We start from the raw sequence: 17,428 nt of genomic DNA, 5'->3' as shown, positions 1-17,428 counted from the left end.
GGCAAAGATCAAAATGACGATAAGCAGGATATAATCCATAGATTCATTCTCCTTTCCATTTTAAAACATGAAGAACGGTGCTGCTGCGGTTCACTACAATGACTTTGTCGCCTTTATCCAGCGCTTCCTCCGAGATCGCGCTCCACGTCTCGACACCCACGCGGACGATTCCCATGCTTCCCGGCGCGACCGGTTCCAGCATCTCGCCGTGTTTGCCCACCAGTTCGTCCACCGCGTCTTTGAACCCTTTACCGGTTTGAAACCGCTTGGCAAACGGTTTTCCGAAAACGGCCAGCAGGATCGCCGCGACGCTGGCTGCCAGAATGTGCAGCCAAATCGATTCCGGAAACAACCAGGCCAGCAAAGCCGCAATAAAAGCGCCGATGCCCAGCCACAGCAAATAAAAAGTAAAGGTGGTCATTTCCGCAATTATCAGGATTACACCGGCGGCAAACCAGATCATCCACATCGACATGGCTCTCTCCCTTCTTGTATGGATACAAACTCATCATAGTACTTATACGTTCCGGCTTGCGAAAGGATACAAAAAATATGAATCGGGGTTTGGTGCATGCATGAATACAATGCGTGATGAAGCCGTGAACGGACAGGAAGAGAACCCACGGGACATTCTCCTTTGAGCTGGGGACAAACCGCCTTTCTTTATCCGCTACATGAACCACTGCGGAAAATTGTTCAAGGCAGCGGATTTTCTCCGGCTGCGCATAGTTTTTCATATAATTGCCAGCATGATCTGCTCCATCTTGAGATATGCATCGGCATCGGGAGTGTCGAGAACTTCATCCAACAATCGGTTGAGTTACGGTTCCAACAGCGGCCGGAGGCGCACCCCTTTTGTGCAGCGACCCAACTTTTTGAACACGCTCTTATATGGCACGGGACAAATATCGCGCGTCTCCAAATGAAACAATACCTTGTCCCTGCGTCAAATCGATCAGCCAATCGCCGGCGCTTTCCGCTTCGGAATCGACCGGCAGGCAGGTCAAGGTAACTTTATCGGCAAACCGCGTCTCGCCCATCGGCATACCGCGGGTTCTCAATTCATTCTCCAATTTCCCCAGCCAGGTGTAGTCGATTTCAACAAAAACCTCGCGATGCAGCACCTGTTCGACCGGACCGGCCGCTTGAATGCCGGCCGCAGCGCCGTCGGTGTAGGCCCGGATCAGCCCTCCGGCGCCCAGCATGGTCCCCCCGAAATATCGGGTCACCACCACCGCAATGTTCTTCATTCCCTGATGCCGGATCACCTCCAGAATGGGTTTGCCCGCCGTACCGCTCGGTTCCCCGTCGTCCGACTGCTTCTGGATTTGATCCCGCTCCCCGATCATGTAGGCGAAGCAGTTGTGTGTGGCGTCCCAATGCTTTTTGCGGATTTCCTCAATAAATTCAAGGGCCTCCTCTTCGGAGGCCGCCGGCTTCGCATGTCCGATAAAGCGGGATTTTTTGATGACAATTTCCGATGATCCGTATTGTTCAACCGTTTTGTAACGCTCCAGCATGGCCTGACTTCCTTTAGTAGGTTAGTATGTAAGCGGCGAGTTTGTCCGACGAAAAATATACAGGTGAAGAATTTATTCAAAGTGGTGATGGAGGGATAAGGAAATGGTACGAAAAGTTTACGTCCGCCTTTGAAATCAAGTTGTTACCATTAGATAAATTTAAGACAACTTGAATTTCAACAGCGGTGAAGTGCCATCCCTTATCCGGAATCACCATAAAATTCAGTAAATATTCACCTGAGTATATCGTCGGACAGGCTTCCAGCCGCTTACTGACACAAACGGGCTTCCAGTTCCGCTTTCCGCCGTTCGAATCCCGGCTTGCCCAGCAAGGCGAACATGTTCTGCTTATAGGCTTCCACACCGGGCTGATCGAACGGATTGACGCCCAGCAAATATCCGCTGACCGCGCAGGCTTTCTCGAAAAAGTAGACTAAATGCCCGAACCAATAAGGAGAAATCTCCGGAATTGCGACGGTCAAATTGGGAACGCCGCCGTCCGTATGGGCCAGCATCGTTCCTTCAAACGCCTTTTTGTTGACGAAATCGATCGTTTTGCCGGCCAGAAAATTCAAGCCGTCCAGATTTTCGTCCTCCGTTCCGATCACCATTTCCCGCTTCGCCTTGCCGATCTGAATGACGGTCTCAAACAGATTGCGGCTGCCCTCCTGAATGAACTGCCCCATTGAATGCAGATCAGCGGAAAAATCGACGGATGCGGGATAAATCCCCTTCCCGTCCTTCCCCTCACTCTCTCCGAACAGCTGCTTCCACCATTCCGAGAGATAATGCAGGGATGGCTCATAATTCACCAGAATCTCGATCACTTTGCCTTTGCGGTAAAGCGCGTTGCGGACTGCCGCGTACTGATAGCTCATATTCCCTGCCACATCCGGAATGGCATATTCGGTCATGGCGTCGGCCGCGCCTTTCATCAACGCATCGATATCGATGCCCGCCGCAGCGATCGGCAGCAGGCCCACCGCAGTCAATACGGAGTAGCGTCCGCCGACGTCATCCGGAATCACGAAGCTCCCGTATCCTTCCGCATCGGCCAACTGCTTCAGCGCGCCTTTTTGCTTGTCCGTGGTAGCAAAGATGCGCTTGCGCGCTTCTTCCTTCCCGTATTTCTTCTCGAGCGCCTCGCGGAACACTCGGAAGGCGATGGCCGGCTCGGTTGTCGTTCCCGATTTGGATATCACGTTGACGGAAAAATTCTTGCCCTCCAACGCTTCGAGCAAATGGGTCAAATACGTGGAGCTGATATTGTTTCCGGCAAAGTGAATTTCCGGCCCATTCCGCTGCGCCTTCGGCAGCAAGTTGTAATAAGAATGCTGCAGCATCTCGACAGCCGCTCTTGCACCCAGATAAGAACCGCCGATGCCGATCACGACCAGCGCATCGGAATCGGAGCGGATTTGCTCGGCCGCCTCTTTGATCCGCGCAAATTCGCCCTTGTCGAAATTCGCAGGGAGATCAACCCATCCGAGAAAGTCCGATCCAGGTCCCGTCTTATTGTGTAGCTGATGGTGAGCCGTACGAATCGGCTCCGCCAGATAGTCGATTTCATGCCGTCCCACAAAATTCAGCGCATTGCTGTAGTCGAAAACTAGCTTGCCCGTCATATTTTACCTCCCCGTTTCTTTGAATAAGCGACAATTTCCGCAAGTGAAGTGATTCACAGGAATTTTCATCCATGATACAATAAAATCCAGAGGTGAATACATATGAAAACAATCGGTTTCATTGGTTTGGGCACGATGGGTTTGCCGATGGCTGCAAATCTGGCGAAAAAAGGGTTTCACGTCATCGCCTACAACCGGACGTCTGAAAAAACCGCCGAGCTGGAAAAAATCGGCGCCGAAGCGGCCGGTTCTCCGGCTGAGGCCGCCCGATCCGCGGACACGCTGTTTACCATGGTCAGCAATGACAACGCTTTATCAGAGGTCCTGTACGGCAGCGGCGGGATTATGGAAGGCGTGCACCCCGGGCTGACCGTCATCGACTGCAGCACGGTTTCCCCTCGGCTCAGTCTGAGGATTCACCGCGATCTGGCCGCGCATTTCGTGAATTTCCTCGACGCTCCCGTAAGCGGAGGCAAGCTTGCGGCGACCGATGGAACCTTGACGTTCATGGTCGGCGGCAGCCATGACGTGTTTTTGGAAAATCTCGATGTCTTTCAAGGCATGGGCCGACGAATCGTCTATATGGGGCCTGCCGGTTCCGGTTCGCAAACAAAATTGGCCCACAACACCATCGCCGCGATCAATAACGCTGCTTTGTCCGAAGGCCTGGCGATGGCCGCCCGATCGGGAATTGATCTGGAGCGCTTTTTCGAGGTGGTTCTCAATGGCGCTGCTGCCAGCAAACAAGCGGAGCTCAAACGCGATAAAATCCTGAAAAGGGATTTCGCGCCGCAATTCTCGCTGGAGTTGATGCTCAAGGATCTTGACCTGTCCTCGGATTTCGCCGCCGGGATGAAGCTTCCCATGCCGCTGATGCAGACGGCTCGAAGCCTGTTTCAAATCGCCGAAGGAAAAGGACTCGGTGCGCTGGATTTTTCTTCGGTGGTTCGTTGTTACGAAGATTGGATCGGTCAGCCGATCGGCGGAAAGGTTCCGACAACGGACAAGCCGCAATCGCTTGATGGAGAAACGTCCGGATCCGAACGGCGAAAAAACGCGAGAGTCACGCTGAACATACGGCTGCAGCTGTCGGTCTACCAGTGGGAAAGAGAAGGCGCGTTCTCCGGTCAGATTATCGAGGGCATCCTTCAGGACCTTTCAGAATCCGGCCTGCAAATCGCCTCCAAATTTCCGCTGGCAAAAGACATGTTTGTCGTTATCCATTTCCCCGAGGAAGCGGGGCTCCCTCCCATTACCGGAAGAATTATCCGGGTGGAGACTAGGGAAGGCCTATTCACATACGGATGTATGCTTTCGGGACTTCCTCCCCATACCCGGAAACAGCTGGAGAAATACGTTCGGCTTCATGCGGAGAAGCAGCAATAGCGACTAGGGGCTCGTAATGAAATTAGTTCCACTTTTGTCGGCAAAGTATCAAACGGTTTAATTGATCTTTGCTGACAATTTAGTGGAAATTATTTCGTTACGATGCCTAACGGGATTAACGGGACGCTTGCCATCGATTGCTGCCTCTATCCGGCCTCATTAATCGGCGATATACGAACAGCAGTAATCGGTGACTTGTGCAACCTGCAATTTGAACTTGGATCGGGCGGGGACGGTAAACTCCCCGCTTTCTTTGATTTCCAGCCATTCCTCGCTTCCGGGAAGCTGAACCTTCAGATCCCCGGCCAAAATCTCCATGACTTCCTTCAGATCGGTGCCGAACTCATACTCGCCCGGCAGCATGATGCCCAGCGTTTTCTTGCTTCCATCGGGCAGCAGCACGGTGCGGCTGGTCACTTTTCCGTCAAAATACACGTTGGCTTTTTTGATTACAGTGGCGTTGTTGAACTGGGTCATGCTGTCTATCTCCTTATCGATCCGGTTTTTTTGGGACAAAATTTCGTTTATTTCAGCAGTTCCTTCACCATCGCCGCGACATTGTCCGCGGTGAAGCCGTACTCTTCGATCACCTTGCCGCCCGGTGCGGAGGCGCCGAACCGATCGATTCCGAGAATCGCTCCCTGATCGCCGACGTACCGCTCCCATCCGAGCGGATGAGCCATTTCCACCGCCAGGCGCGCTTTTACCTCCGGAAGAATGACGGTGTCGCGGTACTCCTTGGGCTGCCGGTCGAACAGCTCGCGGCTCGGCATACTGATGACGCGCACATCGATGCCGCTGCCGCTCAGCACTTTTCGGGCGGCCAGCGCCAATTGCACCTCGGAACCTGTCGCAATAATCTGCGCCTGCGGTTTGCCGTTCGCAGCGTCCGCCACTACATAAGCGCCCCGCCGGATACCTTCGCGTGCCTTCTCGGCGGTACCCTCGAGAATCGGCAGCGCCTGGCGGGACAACACAAGCGCGCAGGGCCCGCCTTGATTCTCCATCGCAAAGCGCCAAGCCTCAGAGGTCTCATTGCCGTCGGCCGGGCGGATGACCGTAACCCCGGGGATGATGCGGAGCGCGGGAAGCTGTTCAATCGGCTCATGGGTCGGGCCGTCCTCGCCGACGCCGATGCTGTCATGGGTGAACACATAGATCACCGGCAGCTTCATCAGTGCGCTGAGCCGCACGGCCGGACGCAGATAGTCGGAGAACACGAAGAATGTCCCGCCGTACGGCCTTACTCCCCCGTGCAGCATCATTCCGTTGACTGCCGCGCCCATCGCAAATTCCCTGACGCCAAAATATACGTTGCGCCCGCTGTAATCTTCCCCGTGGAAGATATTCATCCCTTTCATGTGCGTGTTGGTCGAGGATTCGAGATCAGCCGAACCGCCGAACAGCGCAGGCACCTTCTTGGCAATCGCATTCAGCGCGCCGCCGGATGCCGCGCGGGTGGCAATCGGTTTATCCGCCGTCGAATAAACGGGCAGATCGGCATCCCATCCCTCGGGAAGTTGGCCGTTGGCCGCAAGCTTGAACTGATCGGCCAGCTCCGGATAGGAGCTGCGGTATTCGGCCATCATCCGGTTCCATGCATCCTCCTCCAGGCGCCCTTTTTCCTTGATCCCGGCAAAATTCTGCCGGACTTCATCGGGCACGAGAAAATCGGGTTCCTCCGGCCAACCGTAGAATTGCTTCGTCAGCCTCGCTTCTTCCTTGCCGAGCGGCGATCCGTGAGGTCCCGCATGCCCGCCTTTACCTGCTTTGTTCGGGCTGCCGAAACCGATAACGGTCTTAACCTCGATGAGCGTCGGACGGGACAAATCGGCCTTAGCCTGCTTAATTGCCCTGCCGATTTCTTCTAGATCGTTTCCGTCTTCCACCCGCAGCGTCTGCCAACCGTAGCTTTGAAAGCGGGTCAGCACATGCTCGGAAAATGCCAAATTCAGATCTCCGTCAAGAGAAATGTCATTGGAATCGTACAGAATGATCAATTTGCCCAGCTTCAAATGCCCGGCAAGCGAAGCCGCTTCGCTTGAGATGCCTTCCATCAGGTCCCCGTCTCCGCAAATGCTGTATGTAAAATGGTCGATCACCGGGAAATTTTCTTTATTGTACACTGCCGCCAAATGGGTTTCCGCCATTGCCATTCCCACCGCCATGGCGATCCCCTGTCCCAGCGGACCGGTGGTCGCGTCCACACCCGGCGTATGCCCGTATTCGGGATGTCCGGGCGTCTTGCTGCCCCACTGGCGGAAATTTTTGAGATCGTCCATGGACAAATCGTAGCCGCACAGGTGCAAAAGACTGTACAGCAGCATCGAGCCGTGTCCTGCGGACAGCACGAAACGGTCCCGATTGATCCAGGTCGGATTGGCGGGATTGTGCTTCATGAAGCGGGCCCAAAGTTCATAAGCCATCGGCGCCGCCCCCATGGGCATTCCCGGATGGCCGGAATTCGCTTTTTCCACCGCATCGATCGACAAGGTACGGATCGTGTCAACCGAAAGCTGATCGATGGACTTTGTCACACTCATTTTGATTCCTCCTAATTAACATCGCTGCAATTAATGAACATCGCTTGCATTATTGTACCATTTGACCGGGCGCTTTACCACTTTTAACCGTTAAACTACCGGCAAAGCTTCTCTGATCATGCAGAACGAACCCCGCACCGTTCGCATCCGGGTACGGGATCCAACATCTCCTTACCCGGTGCCATTAAACATCAAGTTACGGGGTTCAATGTCTCCTATCCGACCAATATAAGCATCACGGTACGGAGTTCAAGTTTTCCAATCCTGCGCTAATAAGCATCCGAAAACAGAGTGCAAGGTTTTCGGTTCGGCGTCCTGTGCATCCGGGTACGGGGTGCAAGGCTTTCCGCCAGCCCGCTGTGAATCCGGCCGGATAGCTTTAATTAAACACCACGGTTTTATTCTGGTAAACGATAATCCGGTCCTCGGCATGCCAGGATACCGCACGGGCCAAGACGATCCGTTCGATATGCCTGCCGATCCGCTTGAGGTCGTCGACATTGTCACGATGGCTGACCCGCTGCACGTCCTGCTCAATAATCGGGCCGCCGTCCAATTCCTCGGTGACATAATGGGCAGTGGCGCCGATGATCTTGACGCCTCTATGATAAGCCTGAGCATACGGCTTGCCTCCGACAAAGGCCGGCAGGAAGGAATGATGGATGTTAATGATGCTGTCTTGATAATGCTCAATGAATTTCGGCGAAATGATCTGCATGTACCGGGCCAAAATGATCGTATCGGCCTTCCCCTCAACCAGCTCAAGCTGCCGGCGCTCGGCCTGCGGCTTCGTATCTTGCGTCACCGGAACGTGATGAAACGGGATGCCGAACGATTCGACCATCTCCCGCATATCCGGATGGTTGCTGATGACCATGGAAATATCCGCATGCAGATCACCGGCCTGCCACTGCCACAGCAACTCCAAGAGACAGTGATCCTCCTTGGATACGAAAATGGCCAAGCGCTTCTTCCGGTTTGCCTCGGTGATCCGCCAATTCATCTCAAATTGTTCGGCGACGGGCTGAAAACCCTGCTTCACCGCTTCCAGCTTTTCATGCAAGTTTTCCAAATCGAATTCGATCCGGATGAAAAACATCCCGCCTTCCGGATCCATCGTATATTGATCGGACTGAACGATGTTGGCTCCGTGGTCAAACAGGAATCTCGACACCGCGCTGACGATTCCGGGCCGGTCGGGACAAGCGATGAGCATGCGGGCCCGATTCATATTTGCTTGGACTTTGCTGGCATGATGCGAAAAAGGATGCATACGGTTTGTTTTCCCTCCAAGTTCCTAAAACAAGCTTTTTTTAATTATCTATCTTAAAAATTCACTTCCGTAAAACTAAATTCTACTGAAAGCGGCCCTGAATCTACTTCAGAATCTCTTTTCCCGCAAACCAGGCGGTAATCCGCTGATTGATCTGCTCTTCCGGCAATTCCGGGAACCAACGGTTCTCCACAACCAAGTCATACAACCTTTCCATCGGTTCCCGCGGGTCGGCCTTCTTCGCCTTGGCGTCCGATTTGAGAAGCGTCCATGTCTGGACGACAAAATCCCTGCGGTCAATGTCCTGCTTGGTCAAATGGTAATCCAGCTGTTCAAGCTCCTTCAGGAATTGTTCGCCAAAGCGTTCCTTGTAATCCCCCCGAAGCAGCGCGATCTCCGCTTCATACATCGGCCGCTGGTTGTTTTTGTCTTTGCCGATCCAGGGCGTTTCGAGAATCATCGGAAGATGCTTCACCGCATCATGATGAACGATCTCATTCATCGCCTTGAAACCGATCCAGCCGGAGCCGACCGGGGCATGGCGGTCTTTGCCGGAGCCCCGCTCGTTTTTGCTGTCGTTCAGATGCATCACCGCCAGCCGTTTCAAGCCGATCAAGCGGTCGAATTCCTGCATCACCCCGTCAAAATCGTTGACGATATCATAGCCGGCATCATGCGTATGGCAGGTGTCAAAGCAAACGGTCAGGCGCTCATTGTCCTCCACCTTGTCCATAATCGCGGCAAGCTCTTCAAAGCTTCTGCCGATTTCCGAGCCTTTGCCGGCCATCGTTTCCAATGCAATGTTCACATTCGTGTCCGACGTCGCTTTCAACACTTCGTTCAAGCCCTCGGCAATCCGGTTGATCCCGTATTCGGCATCCATGTCCGTATAAGCGCCCGGATGGAGCACAATATTGCGGACTCCGATATATTCAGTGCGGCGGATCTCATCTATCAGAAAATCGACGGCAAGCTGGAATGTATTTTTTTTGTAGGAACCGAGATTAATAATATAAGGGGCGTGCACGACGATCTCGCCGATTCCATGCTGCCGCATGATTTCCTTGCCCTCTTCAATGTATTGATCCTCGATCGGCTTTCTTTTCGTGTTCTGCGGCGCTCCGGTATAAATCATGAACGTCCCGGAGCCGTAGCTTACCGCTTCGTTCGCCGCGTTCAGCAGACCTTTGTCGGAAAACGAAACATGGGAGCCAATTTTCATAAGACAATCTCTCCAATCCTGAAAATACATTTCAAATTAACTTTCTGAAAACGAAAAAACCGTTAAAGCGTCGGTATTTTCCATTTTCAGAAACAGCAGAAGCAGCCCGCCTTCAGTATAAATATGATTTCTTCAAGGACGCATCCCATGCCATTTTCATCATGTGCTGATGCCATGAAAATGGCATGGGACGTCTCACTGACAATGTTCTTTTCTATTTTACAGTGAACATCGAAATAAATCTAGGAATGCGGTATAATTCTATTGAACCCGAAAATGAGGCCGGGATAAATCATGAATTTATTCTACAGAGGTGAAAAAAGACATGAACAGCGGTTTCATGTGGTTTATCTTTTTTTGGGTGTTTCTGCTGGTTGGATTGATGGGGATTGGCGGATACTTCATGTTCCGCAAATTTCTCAAGGCGCTGCCGATGGCCGACGGGAAGTCGAAGCTGGACTGGCAAAATCATTATGTCGAATCGAGCCGTCATCTGTGGACCGGTGAAGCGAAGGAATTTCTCGAAGAGCTCGTCTCTCCCGTTCCCAAAGCGTTCCGCGACATCGCCAGGCATTCCATTGCAGCCAAAATCGCACAGATCGCCTTGGAAAAGCAAGCACCCGAAATTACCCGGGAGCTTTGCATCGAAGGCTATATTCTCGCTACTCCAAAAAGAGACCACAAAAGCCTGATCCGCTTTTTGCAAAAGCAAAACATCGATTACAGCAGATACGAGCATCTTTTAAGATAGTGCGTGTGAGATAGAGCGCGGAAGCCGGAACGAAATCATCCTTCGAAGGACAGAAGAAAACTGCGGACGGAAAAAACTGCATCCAGTCCGAACAGCACCGCAGACCGATTGGCGGTGCTGTTCGGCTTTCCTCCATTTTATTTACACGTTTCCTCTTGATTTATTTAAACGAATTGCCCTGCCGGCTATTCCTCGGCTTCCCATTCCGCATCGATCGTACCCCATAACCATTCGTGGTAATAGCGGTTGATCACTTCAATCTGCTCGCTCTCCGTTAAACCCTCGAGCTCGCGGTCGTCTATTTCCAGCACTGCTTTCCTTGTTTTTCCCGTTCCGCCGATGGATACTTTGCATTTCACCTTCATTGTTCATCTTCCTTTTCGGGACAAATGTTCTGCTACAAGTATATGACATTTACCCCGGAATTGCTCTGGGCGGCTGTCCTCCCCGCCGACATGAATATCCAACAGGGAAAACTCATCGGCATGAATTTTCCGCAAGAAAAAAAGGAATACTGTGTGAAAAAAGGAGGATACAGGAATGAAGGCAAAAGAAAGAAACGACTGGATGTCCGCAGTTGGCATTGTGATCACGATGGGTATCATTCTGGCTTTTCTGCTCGGTGTTGTGGGATATATGATTATTTATCATTAATCACTGTCTCCCGATACCAGGCAATCGTTCGCGACAGACCGCTCCGCAAGCTCACCTCCGGCCGGAAATTCAACAGGTCGGCGGACAGCGAAATGTCGGCATAGCTGTGCCTGATGTCCCCCGGCCGCGCCGCCTCATAAAGCGGCTCCGTTTGCTCATTCAACAATTGTCCGATTTCTTGAACCAGCCGATTCACACTGATTCGTTCCCCGCCGGCCACATTATAGGCTCTGCCGCATGCGTCAAGGCCCGCGGCGCATGCCTGGAGATTGGCTTGAACGACATCTTCGATAAACACGAAATCCCTGGTCTGCTCCCCGTCTCCAAAAATTACGGGCGCCCGGCCTCCGAGCAAAGCCGTAATGAATTTCGGAATCACTGCGGCATATTGAGAGTCCGGATCCTGCCTTGGACCGAATACGTTGAAATATCTCAAGCTGATTGTTTCCAGCCCGTAAGCTTGGTAGAATAGACCGGCATAGGTCTCCAAGAACAGCTTGGAAACGCCATACGGGGATACGGGATCGGGACGGAGGGTCTCAACTTCGGGGAGCTCCGGGGAATTCCCGTAAACGGCGGAGGAGGAAGCAAGCACGACTCGCTTCACTCCGCAGTCCCGCGCGGCAATAAGGATATTCAACGTGCCGGTGACATTCACATCGTGCACGGCTGCCGGGTTGGCGACAGACTGCGGAACCGAGGACAGCGCCGCATGGTGCAGAACGTAATCCGCTCCTGAAACCGCCTTCCGGCAAGCTTCAGGATCGCGGATATCCCCATGAATCAGGACAACGTCCCGTTGAACCTCCCGCAAATTATGCACCGTGCCGGAACTGAAATTGTCCAGCACCCTGACTTCGTGATGCCGCTTCAACAGCGCTTCAACCAAGCCCGATCCGATAAATCCCGCGCCGCCGGTGACCAAATATGTTGCCATGACTGCCTCCACGTCCGATATCGACTTACCTTCATGCTAAAGGAGGCAGGCACTGCATGTCAATGACTCCAGGATATTTACTTCAAGGGATAGTCCTCCAATTTCACAAACCGGTATCCCTGCCTTTTCAGCTCGGGTATCGCCAGCATGACTCCCTCTGCCGTCTCGCTTTTTGGTTTATTCATATGCAAAATGACAATCGACCCCGGAGCGGCATTGAGCAGGGCATTCTTGACTTGTTGTTTGCTGTATGTAGCCCCGGCATCGCCAAGAACGCGGAAGCCGGCTATTTGCTCGCCGAGCTCGTTGGCAATCTTCACCCCAACTTCATCATAATATGCAGTCCCGGAACGGAAAAATTTCGGTTCCCTTCCGGTTAATTTCTGGATTTTTCGATGGTTTGCCAAAACCTCGTCCACGATTTCACCGACATTGTCCGTACCCTTGATTCCCCATGCCGACCGGCCGTTCATGGAGAGCGGCCTGTGCTCCGTGCCGTGGTTTTCAATTTCAAACAACGGAATTTTGGATAGGGCGATGAACGCCCAGTAATTCGCTTCAATCCAGCGGCTGTTGATGAAAAGCGTTGCCGGGATATTTTGCTGTCTCAGATAATGGATCAATTCCGCATCGTATCCGCTGCCGTTTATCCCTCCGCATGCGTCAAAGGTCAGCGCGATCACTTTCTCAGATGTGTTCAGCATGGTCTTGACTCCGGTTACCTGCTCCCCCCATTCTTTCGGAACCTGATATTTGCCGATCAGTCTTTTCTTTAGTTGAACATCCGTCAATGATTCGCTTCCAGCTTGTCCTGCCGCATACTGCCGGAAGCCCCCATCGCGCTTGACCGCCAACTTTCCCGAATCCGCTTGATTGGGAACGCACGCCGCAATCGCAGTCATCAAACAAATCAGAACTGTCGGCACTACAAATGTCTTTTGCTTCATATTTCACACCTCCTTGTCATGGTATGCGTTAAAAAATTCTTCTTCATTCAATAAGTGACAAGCAAAAAAGACGTTCAAACCGGCAACGGCTTAGAACGCCTTTTTCTTTCCGTATCTGATTCAAAATCAATGGGTGATCAGATTCAAAATTTCCTCGCGCTTTTCCAGAATCTGTTTGTTCATGCGGTAGGCACGGCTTTGGCCTTCCTGAATCTCATAGGTCAGGCGGCTGTCGAATTCTCGAATGATTCTGCCCGGCCTGGGAGACATCACAATGATATGTGTTCCCAACAGCAGCGCCTCATCCACGTCATGGGTAATCAGAAAAAAGGTTTTATTGGTCTTGATCCAGATCTGACGCACGTTTTCCTGCATCTGTTCCTTCGTAAAAGCGTCCAAAGCGCCGAATGGTTCATCCATCAAAACGATTCTCGGGTCATTGGCCAGCACTCTGGCAATCGAAGCGCGCTGCTTCATCCCGCCCGACAGCTCGTAAGGCGCCGTCTTTTTGAATTGGGAAAGTCCCACCATTTCCAGATAGCGGTCCACAGTTTGCTTGCGCTCCCGCTCCGGCACCTTGCGCATTTTCAAGCCGAATTCCACATTCTTCTCAACCGTTAGCCACGGAAAAAGCGTATGCTGCTGAAAAACGACTCCCCGGCTTTTATCGGGTTTGGGGGACATCGCTTTTCCATCCAGCAGGACCTCGCCCGAGGTCGGCTGCTGAAAGCCGGCCAGAATGCGCAGGAGCGAGGTTTTTCCGCAGCCCGACGGACCTAATACGCAGACGAAGCTGCCTTCCTTGATTTCCAAATGAATATCCTGCAGCGCTGTGACTTCCCGGGATTCCGTCTTGTAGACAAGACTGACATTTTTCGTTTCGATCACGTTCGGCATCGCGGCTGTCAAATTCAATAGACTCCCTCCCGAAGGAAACACTATTTTTCTTTGCTTACCGCCGTCACAAATTGGGACTGGAGAGCCGCCTTGTATGTATCCAGATCCGGCACCGATGCGATCACCTTCTGACCTTTCAAAAATTCGGCCGTATCCATTAAGGCTTTGGCAAATTGCCCTTTGTTGTCCGGTGTCCCCAAATATTTATCCCCGGCCTGCTCTGAGGCGTCCAACCAAACCAATTGATCCATGAAGAGCTTGGCATCCGCCTCGGAGACGTTCAATTCCTTCGCCATGGCCGCAACCGCCTGATCTTTCGAGGAACGATAAAATTTGACCGATTGATCCAAGGCTTCGATATATCTGGTCACCGCAGCCGGATAGTTCTTGATAAAATCCTTGCTGGCCACGCATACATCCGCCGTAATAATCCCTTTTTCAGACAAATTGCGGCTGGTAATAATGACGTTCCCGTCTTTCTCCATTTCACCCAAGATCGGATACCAGACATAGCCTCCGTCGATTTGTCCCGCTTTCCAGGCGGCAAGCATTTCCTGAGGCTGCATATCGAGAATGGTCACCTTCGCTGGGTCGATATTGTTGAGCTTTAATGCGGATAAAAAGCTGTAGTGAGTCGTTGAGCCGAACGGAACCGCAATTTTCTTGCCGACCGTATCTTTAATCGAGCTGACGCCGCTGTTTTTTTTGACAACCAGCGCTTCGTTATCGCCGATGATATCATGGATCCAGATGACCTGATAAGGAAGATCCTGAGCGATACCGGTCGCGACCGAGCTCGATCCGATGAGTCCGACGTCAATCGATCCGGCCGTGATTGCCGTATTCACATCTCTGGCCGATTGGAATTGACGCCAATTTACGGTGACGCCTGCAAATTTTTGCTCGTAAAACTTCATGGCTTTGGCCAATAATTCCGCATTCGGGATGACCTGGTAGCCGATGCGGATCTCTTTGGGCATCTTTAGATTGGCGGTGTCGCCCGAATTGGACTGCGGTTGGGCTGAAGCCGTGCTGGCAGGAGCAGCGCTTGATTGGCCGGATGGCGACGCCTGCTGATTGCCGCATGCGGCAAATAAGACCAAACAGAAAATCGAAAAAACGCCTAAACCCCATTTTCTCGCAGCTTTCATTGCGGTAACCTCCCTTTTTATTCATCCATCTTAATTTTCGCCTTAATCTTTGCCCCGCCACGGGATCAGTTTGCTTTCTATCATTCGAAACAGCCGGTCAAGCAAAATTCCGGTAATACCCATGATGATAATGCCTACAAACATGATATCGCTGCGCAGATATTTGCTCGCATCGAGCACCATCCAGCCGATTCCCGAAACGGCAGCCACCATTTCCGCCGCCACCAATGTGGTATAGGCAAAGCCCAAAGCGGTTCTCATACCGGTGAAAATTTCCGGCAAGCATGAAGGGAAAATAATATAACGAAAGACCTGCCATTTATTCGCTCCAAGCGATTCTCCGGAATGTAACCGATCGATCGAGACGCCCTTTACGGCAGACATGGCTGCAAGATAAATGGGAGCAAATGCGGCGAGATACAAGAGGGCGATTTTGGAAGTGTTCTCTATTCCAAACCAGAGGATAAGCAGGGTGTAGTAGGATAGCGGAGGAAGCGGCCGGTAAAATTCGATGATCGGATCCAAGGCGGCTCGGATTTTGGAGGAATATCCGCTCATCAAACCCAATGGAACCGCCGTTATAACGGCCAGAAAAAAAGCGGCGAACAGCCTGAACAAGCTGTTGTACAAATGATAGAGCAAGCTTTCTCCCTTATACCCGTTTAAGAGGATATCCTGGAAAGCCGACCAGGTTTGCGCGGGCGAAGGAAAGAAGGTCGCATTCACCAAATGCAGCTTGGAAATCACGAACCAGAGCAGAAAAATGGCGATGATCGTGCCCGCAGTGATGAAAGTCTCAGGGGAGAGCTTGCGCGATTTCTCCAATTTATTATTTCTCAAACCCAAAGGAGATGCCCTGTTTTTCTCATGCTTTGTGCTTTCCGCCGTGTTTCCCTTCATACTGAGTCCTCACGCCCTTTTTAATAAAAGATTTGTGAAGATAATCGAGCGCCTATTATGTAGAAGTTTAGGGGATTTTGTCGCCATTAATTTCCAATTTAGGCTATTTATTATAGTATCATAACCCCCTATTTAAAGTCCGTCAAGCACACCCCCGGAAAATTTATGGCCTGATTCTAAATGAGGAGAGGACTAGAAACCGGACAAGACCTCCCTGATCGTGTCCACGATAAATTTCAAATCCGACTCAGTCGAAACAAGCGGCGGCGTGATCATTAGAATATTGCTGTATCCGGGTACCGTATCGCCGTTTCGGCTGATGATCAGTCCCTTTTCCCTGCAGCCCGCAAGGATTTGATTCATCCGTTCCTCTGAAGCGGGGGACTTGGTTTGCTTATCCTCCACCATCTCGATTCCGTATAAAAAGCCGATTCCTCTCACTTCGCCAACCTTGTCGAGCGCTTCCAGCTCCCTTAATTCGCCGAGAATGGAATCGCTTAATCGGGCGACTCTATCAACGATTTGTTCTGTTTCGATAATTTCGATATTTTTCAATGCGACCGCGCAGGAAGCAGGGTGGCCGCCGTATGTGTGCACATGCCTGAAATGAATATTTTCGCCGCGTTCTTTAAACCTGCTGTAAATTTCCGATTTTACGGCGGCAGCACCCAAGGGAAGATAGCCGCTTGTCAAGCCTTTGGCCATCGTCACAATATCCGGTTCAACCCCCTCGGAGTGCATGAAGCCAAACATTTTGCCGGTTCTTCCAAATCCCGAAACGACCTCGTCCATAATCAGCAGGACATCATGCTTCCGACAAATTTCCGCCACCCGCTGCAAATAGTCCGGGGAAGGAATAATTACGCCGCCGCCCGAAATGAACGGCTCCATGATGACCCCAGCTACGGTATCGGAGCCCTCCCATGCGATCACTTGGTCAATCATCTCGGCTGCGACTTTGTCGCAATCCTGAACATCATCTCCGAATGGGCAGCGGTAGCTGTATGGGGGAGGAACATGAATAAATCCGGGAACGACCGGGTCATATTTGACCCGCCGGCTGGACTGCGCGGTAGCGCTTAACGCGCCCAGCGTGGAGCCGTGATAAGCGCGGTAACGGGAAATAAACTTGTATTTTCCGGGTTTTCCGTTCTGAATGTGATATTGACGGCACAGTTTGAAAGCCGTTTCATTCGCTTCCGAGCCGCTGTTTGTAAAGAAAGTCGTGTACGATCCGGGAAGCAGTTCGCTGATTTTGGCGGACAATTGAATGGCCGGAATATGGCTTTGAGTCAATGGAAAATAAGCAAGCGTCGTCATTTGCTCATACGCTGCCTGGGCAATTTCCTTCCGGCCGTGGCCCAAATTCAAGCACCATAATCCCGAAACGCCGTCAAGGAATCTCCGTCCTTGAATGTCCTCAAACCAAGCCCCGTCCCCCCGCACGGCAATCATCGGGGATGATGCGCCATTGTGCCGATACAAAGCGTGCCACAGATGATCTTGATCCTTTTGAAGCAGTTCATCTGTTTGTAATTCCAAGTTCATAGCCCTTCCTCCTATCTTGAAAATTCATTTCCATATAAAACATATTTCAAGGTGAATTCTTCAAGGACGCTTCA

Annotated in this window: 16 protein-coding genes; 2 read left to right on the top strand and 14 right to left on the bottom strand. The window is 51.9% G+C overall.

Features of this window, described 5'->3' with window-relative positions:
* Positions 1-43 precede the first annotated feature (43 nt).
* The 3 genes from VF724_RS04915 to VF724_RS04905 all read right to left on the bottom strand — a co-directional run bounded on the left by VF724_RS04915 (position 44) and on the right by VF724_RS04905 (position 3,145).
* Positions 44-475, bottom strand: coding sequence for an NfeD family protein (locus tag VF724_RS04915; protein ID WP_371753109.1), 432 nt, complete (start codon positions 473-475; stop codon positions 44-46).
* A gap of 412 nt (positions 476-887) precedes the next feature.
* On the bottom strand, positions 888-1,520 hold the full coding sequence (locus VF724_RS04910; RefSeq protein ID WP_371753108.1) for a YigZ family protein: 633 nt from the start codon (positions 1,518-1,520) through the stop codon (positions 888-890).
* A gap of 269 nt (positions 1,521-1,789) precedes the next feature.
* Positions 1,790-3,145: a glucose-6-phosphate isomerase gene (locus VF724_RS04905; RefSeq protein ID WP_371753107.1), complete on the bottom strand. Its 1,356-nt coding sequence runs from the start codon at positions 3,143-3,145 to the stop codon at positions 1,790-1,792.
* Between the two features lie 102 nt (positions 3,146-3,247).
* Here VF724_RS04905 and VF724_RS04900 point away from each other — a divergent pair, with 102 nt between their 5' ends.
* Complete coding sequence (locus VF724_RS04900) at positions 3,248-4,531, top strand: NAD(P)-binding domain-containing protein (protein ID WP_371753106.1); 1,284 nt, start codon at positions 3,248-3,250, stop codon at positions 4,529-4,531.
* Between the two features lie 159 nt (positions 4,532-4,690).
* Here VF724_RS04900 and ppnP read toward each other — a convergent pair whose 3' ends face one another.
* The 4 genes from ppnP to VF724_RS04880 all read right to left on the bottom strand — a co-directional run bounded on the left by ppnP (position 4,691) and on the right by VF724_RS04880 (position 9,569).
* Positions 4,691-5,008 (bottom strand): pyrimidine/purine nucleoside phosphorylase, encoded by a 318-nt coding sequence (ppnP, locus tag VF724_RS04895; RefSeq protein WP_371753105.1) that lies wholly within the window; start codon positions 5,006-5,008, stop codon positions 4,691-4,693.
* 47 nt (positions 5,009-5,055) lie between these two features.
* On the bottom strand, positions 5,056-7,074 hold the full coding sequence (tkt, locus tag VF724_RS04890; RefSeq protein ID WP_371753104.1) for a transketolase: 2,019 nt from the start codon (positions 7,072-7,074) through the stop codon (positions 5,056-5,058).
* A gap of 379 nt (positions 7,075-7,453) precedes the next feature.
* Positions 7,454-8,347 carry a formyltetrahydrofolate deformylase gene (gene purU / locus VF724_RS04885; protein WP_371753103.1) on the bottom strand — a complete coding sequence of 298 codons (894 nt, stop codon included), beginning with the start codon at positions 8,345-8,347 and terminating at the stop codon, positions 7,454-7,456.
* Between the two features lie 103 nt (positions 8,348-8,450).
* Positions 8,451-9,569 (bottom strand): deoxyribonuclease IV, encoded by a 1,119-nt coding sequence (locus tag VF724_RS04880; RefSeq protein WP_371753102.1) that lies wholly within the window; start codon positions 9,567-9,569, stop codon positions 8,451-8,453.
* A gap of 325 nt (positions 9,570-9,894) precedes the next feature.
* Here VF724_RS04880 and VF724_RS04875 point away from each other — a divergent pair, with 325 nt between their 5' ends.
* A complete protein-coding gene (locus tag VF724_RS04875; RefSeq protein WP_371753101.1) occupies positions 9,895-10,320 on the top strand; it encodes a DUF2621 domain-containing protein in 426 nt (141 codons plus the stop codon).
* A gap of 185 nt (positions 10,321-10,505) precedes the next feature.
* On the opposite strand, the gene VF724_RS04870 is transcribed toward VF724_RS04875, so the two are convergent.
* From VF724_RS04870 to VF724_RS04840, 7 genes are all read right to left on the bottom strand, one after another.
* Positions 10,506-10,685 carry a DUF7167 family protein gene (locus VF724_RS04870; RefSeq protein WP_371753100.1) on the bottom strand — a complete coding sequence of 60 codons (180 nt, stop codon included), beginning with the start codon at positions 10,683-10,685 and terminating at the stop codon, positions 10,506-10,508.
* A gap of 275 nt (positions 10,686-10,960) precedes the next feature.
* Positions 10,961-11,911, bottom strand: a complete 951-nt coding sequence (locus tag VF724_RS04865; protein ID WP_371753099.1) for an SDR family oxidoreductase — start codon at positions 11,909-11,911, stop codon at positions 10,961-10,963.
* 77 nt (positions 11,912-11,988) lie between these two features.
* Positions 11,989-12,858 (bottom strand): polysaccharide deacetylase family protein, encoded by an 870-nt coding sequence (locus tag VF724_RS04860; RefSeq protein WP_371753098.1) that lies wholly within the window; start codon positions 12,856-12,858, stop codon positions 11,989-11,991.
* Between the two features lie 126 nt (positions 12,859-12,984).
* Positions 12,985-13,773 carry an ABC transporter ATP-binding protein gene (locus VF724_RS04855; protein ID WP_371753097.1) on the bottom strand — a complete coding sequence of 263 codons (789 nt, stop codon included), beginning with the start codon at positions 13,771-13,773 and terminating at the stop codon, positions 12,985-12,987.
* Positions 13,774-13,796: 23 nt separating this feature from the next.
* Entirely contained in the window at positions 13,797-14,906 is a 1,110-nt protein-coding gene (locus VF724_RS04850; protein ID WP_371753096.1) for a taurine ABC transporter substrate-binding protein, read from the bottom strand.
* A 42-nt stretch (positions 14,907-14,948) separates the two neighbouring features.
* Positions 14,949-15,806 carry an ABC transporter permease gene (locus VF724_RS04845; RefSeq protein ID WP_371753095.1) on the bottom strand — a complete coding sequence of 286 codons (858 nt, stop codon included), beginning with the start codon at positions 15,804-15,806 and terminating at the stop codon, positions 14,949-14,951.
* Positions 15,807-15,998: 192 nt separating this feature from the next.
* The gene (locus VF724_RS04840) at positions 15,999-17,354 is read right to left on the bottom strand and encodes an aminotransferase (RefSeq protein ID WP_371753094.1); all 1,356 of its coding nucleotides are present in this window, start codon (positions 17,352-17,354) and stop codon (positions 15,999-16,001) included.
* Positions 17,355-17,428 lie beyond the last annotated feature (74 nt).

The organism is Ferviditalea candida (assembly GCF_035282765.1).
GTDB lineage: Bacteria > Bacillota > Bacilli > Paenibacillales > KCTC-25726 > Ferviditalea > Ferviditalea candida.
Note: the sequence above shows the minus strand (reverse complement) of the source record. Positions and strands in the feature narration are given on the sequence as shown.

Excerpts from the sequence above, each read along its gene's own strand:
- ppnP (WP_371753105.1), bottom strand. The coding sequence starts at position 5,008 with ATGACCCAGTTCAACAACGCCACTGTAATCAAAAAAGCCAACGTGTAT.
- VF724_RS04840 (WP_371753094.1), bottom strand. The coding sequence starts at position 17,354 with ATGAACTTGGAATTACAAACAGATGAACTGCTTCAAAAGGATCAAGAT.
- VF724_RS04915 (WP_371753109.1), bottom strand. The coding sequence starts at position 475 with ATGTCGATGTGGATGATCTGGTTTGCCGCCGGTGTAATCCTGATAATT.
- VF724_RS04910 (WP_371753108.1), bottom strand. The coding sequence starts at position 1,520 with ATGCTGGAGCGTTACAAAACGGTTGAACAATACGGATCATCGGAAATT.
- tkt (WP_371753104.1), bottom strand. The coding sequence starts at position 7,074 with ATGAGTGTGACAAAGTCCATCGATCAGCTTTCGGTTGACACGATCCGT.
- VF724_RS04875 (WP_371753101.1), top strand. The coding sequence starts at position 9,895 with ATGAACAGCGGTTTCATGTGGTTTATCTTTTTTTGGGTGTTTCTGCTG.
- VF724_RS04870 (WP_371753100.1), bottom strand. The coding sequence starts at position 10,685 with ATGAAGGTGAAATGCAAAGTATCCATCGGCGGAACGGGAAAAACAAGG.
- purU (WP_371753103.1), bottom strand. The coding sequence starts at position 8,347 with ATGCATCCTTTTTCGCATCATGCCAGCAAAGTCCAAGCAAATATGAAT.
- VF724_RS04865 (WP_371753099.1), bottom strand. The coding sequence starts at position 11,911 with ATGGCAACATATTTGGTCACCGGCGGCGCGGGATTTATCGGATCGGGC.
- VF724_RS04845 (WP_371753095.1), bottom strand. The coding sequence starts at position 15,806 with ATGAAGGGAAACACGGCGGAAAGCACAAAGCATGAGAAAAACAGGGCA.
- VF724_RS04850 (WP_371753096.1), bottom strand. The coding sequence starts at position 14,906 with ATGAAAGCTGCGAGAAAATGGGGTTTAGGCGTTTTTTCGATTTTCTGT.
- VF724_RS04900 (WP_371753106.1), top strand. The coding sequence starts at position 3,248 with ATGAAAACAATCGGTTTCATTGGTTTGGGCACGATGGGTTTGCCGATG.
- VF724_RS04880 (WP_371753102.1), bottom strand. The coding sequence starts at position 9,569 with ATGAAAATTGGCTCCCATGTTTCGTTTTCCGACAAAGGTCTGCTGAAC.
- VF724_RS04860 (WP_371753098.1), bottom strand. The coding sequence starts at position 12,858 with ATGAAGCAAAAGACATTTGTAGTGCCGACAGTTCTGATTTGTTTGATG.
- VF724_RS04905 (WP_371753107.1), bottom strand. The coding sequence starts at position 3,145 with ATGACGGGCAAGCTAGTTTTCGACTACAGCAATGCGCTGAATTTTGTG.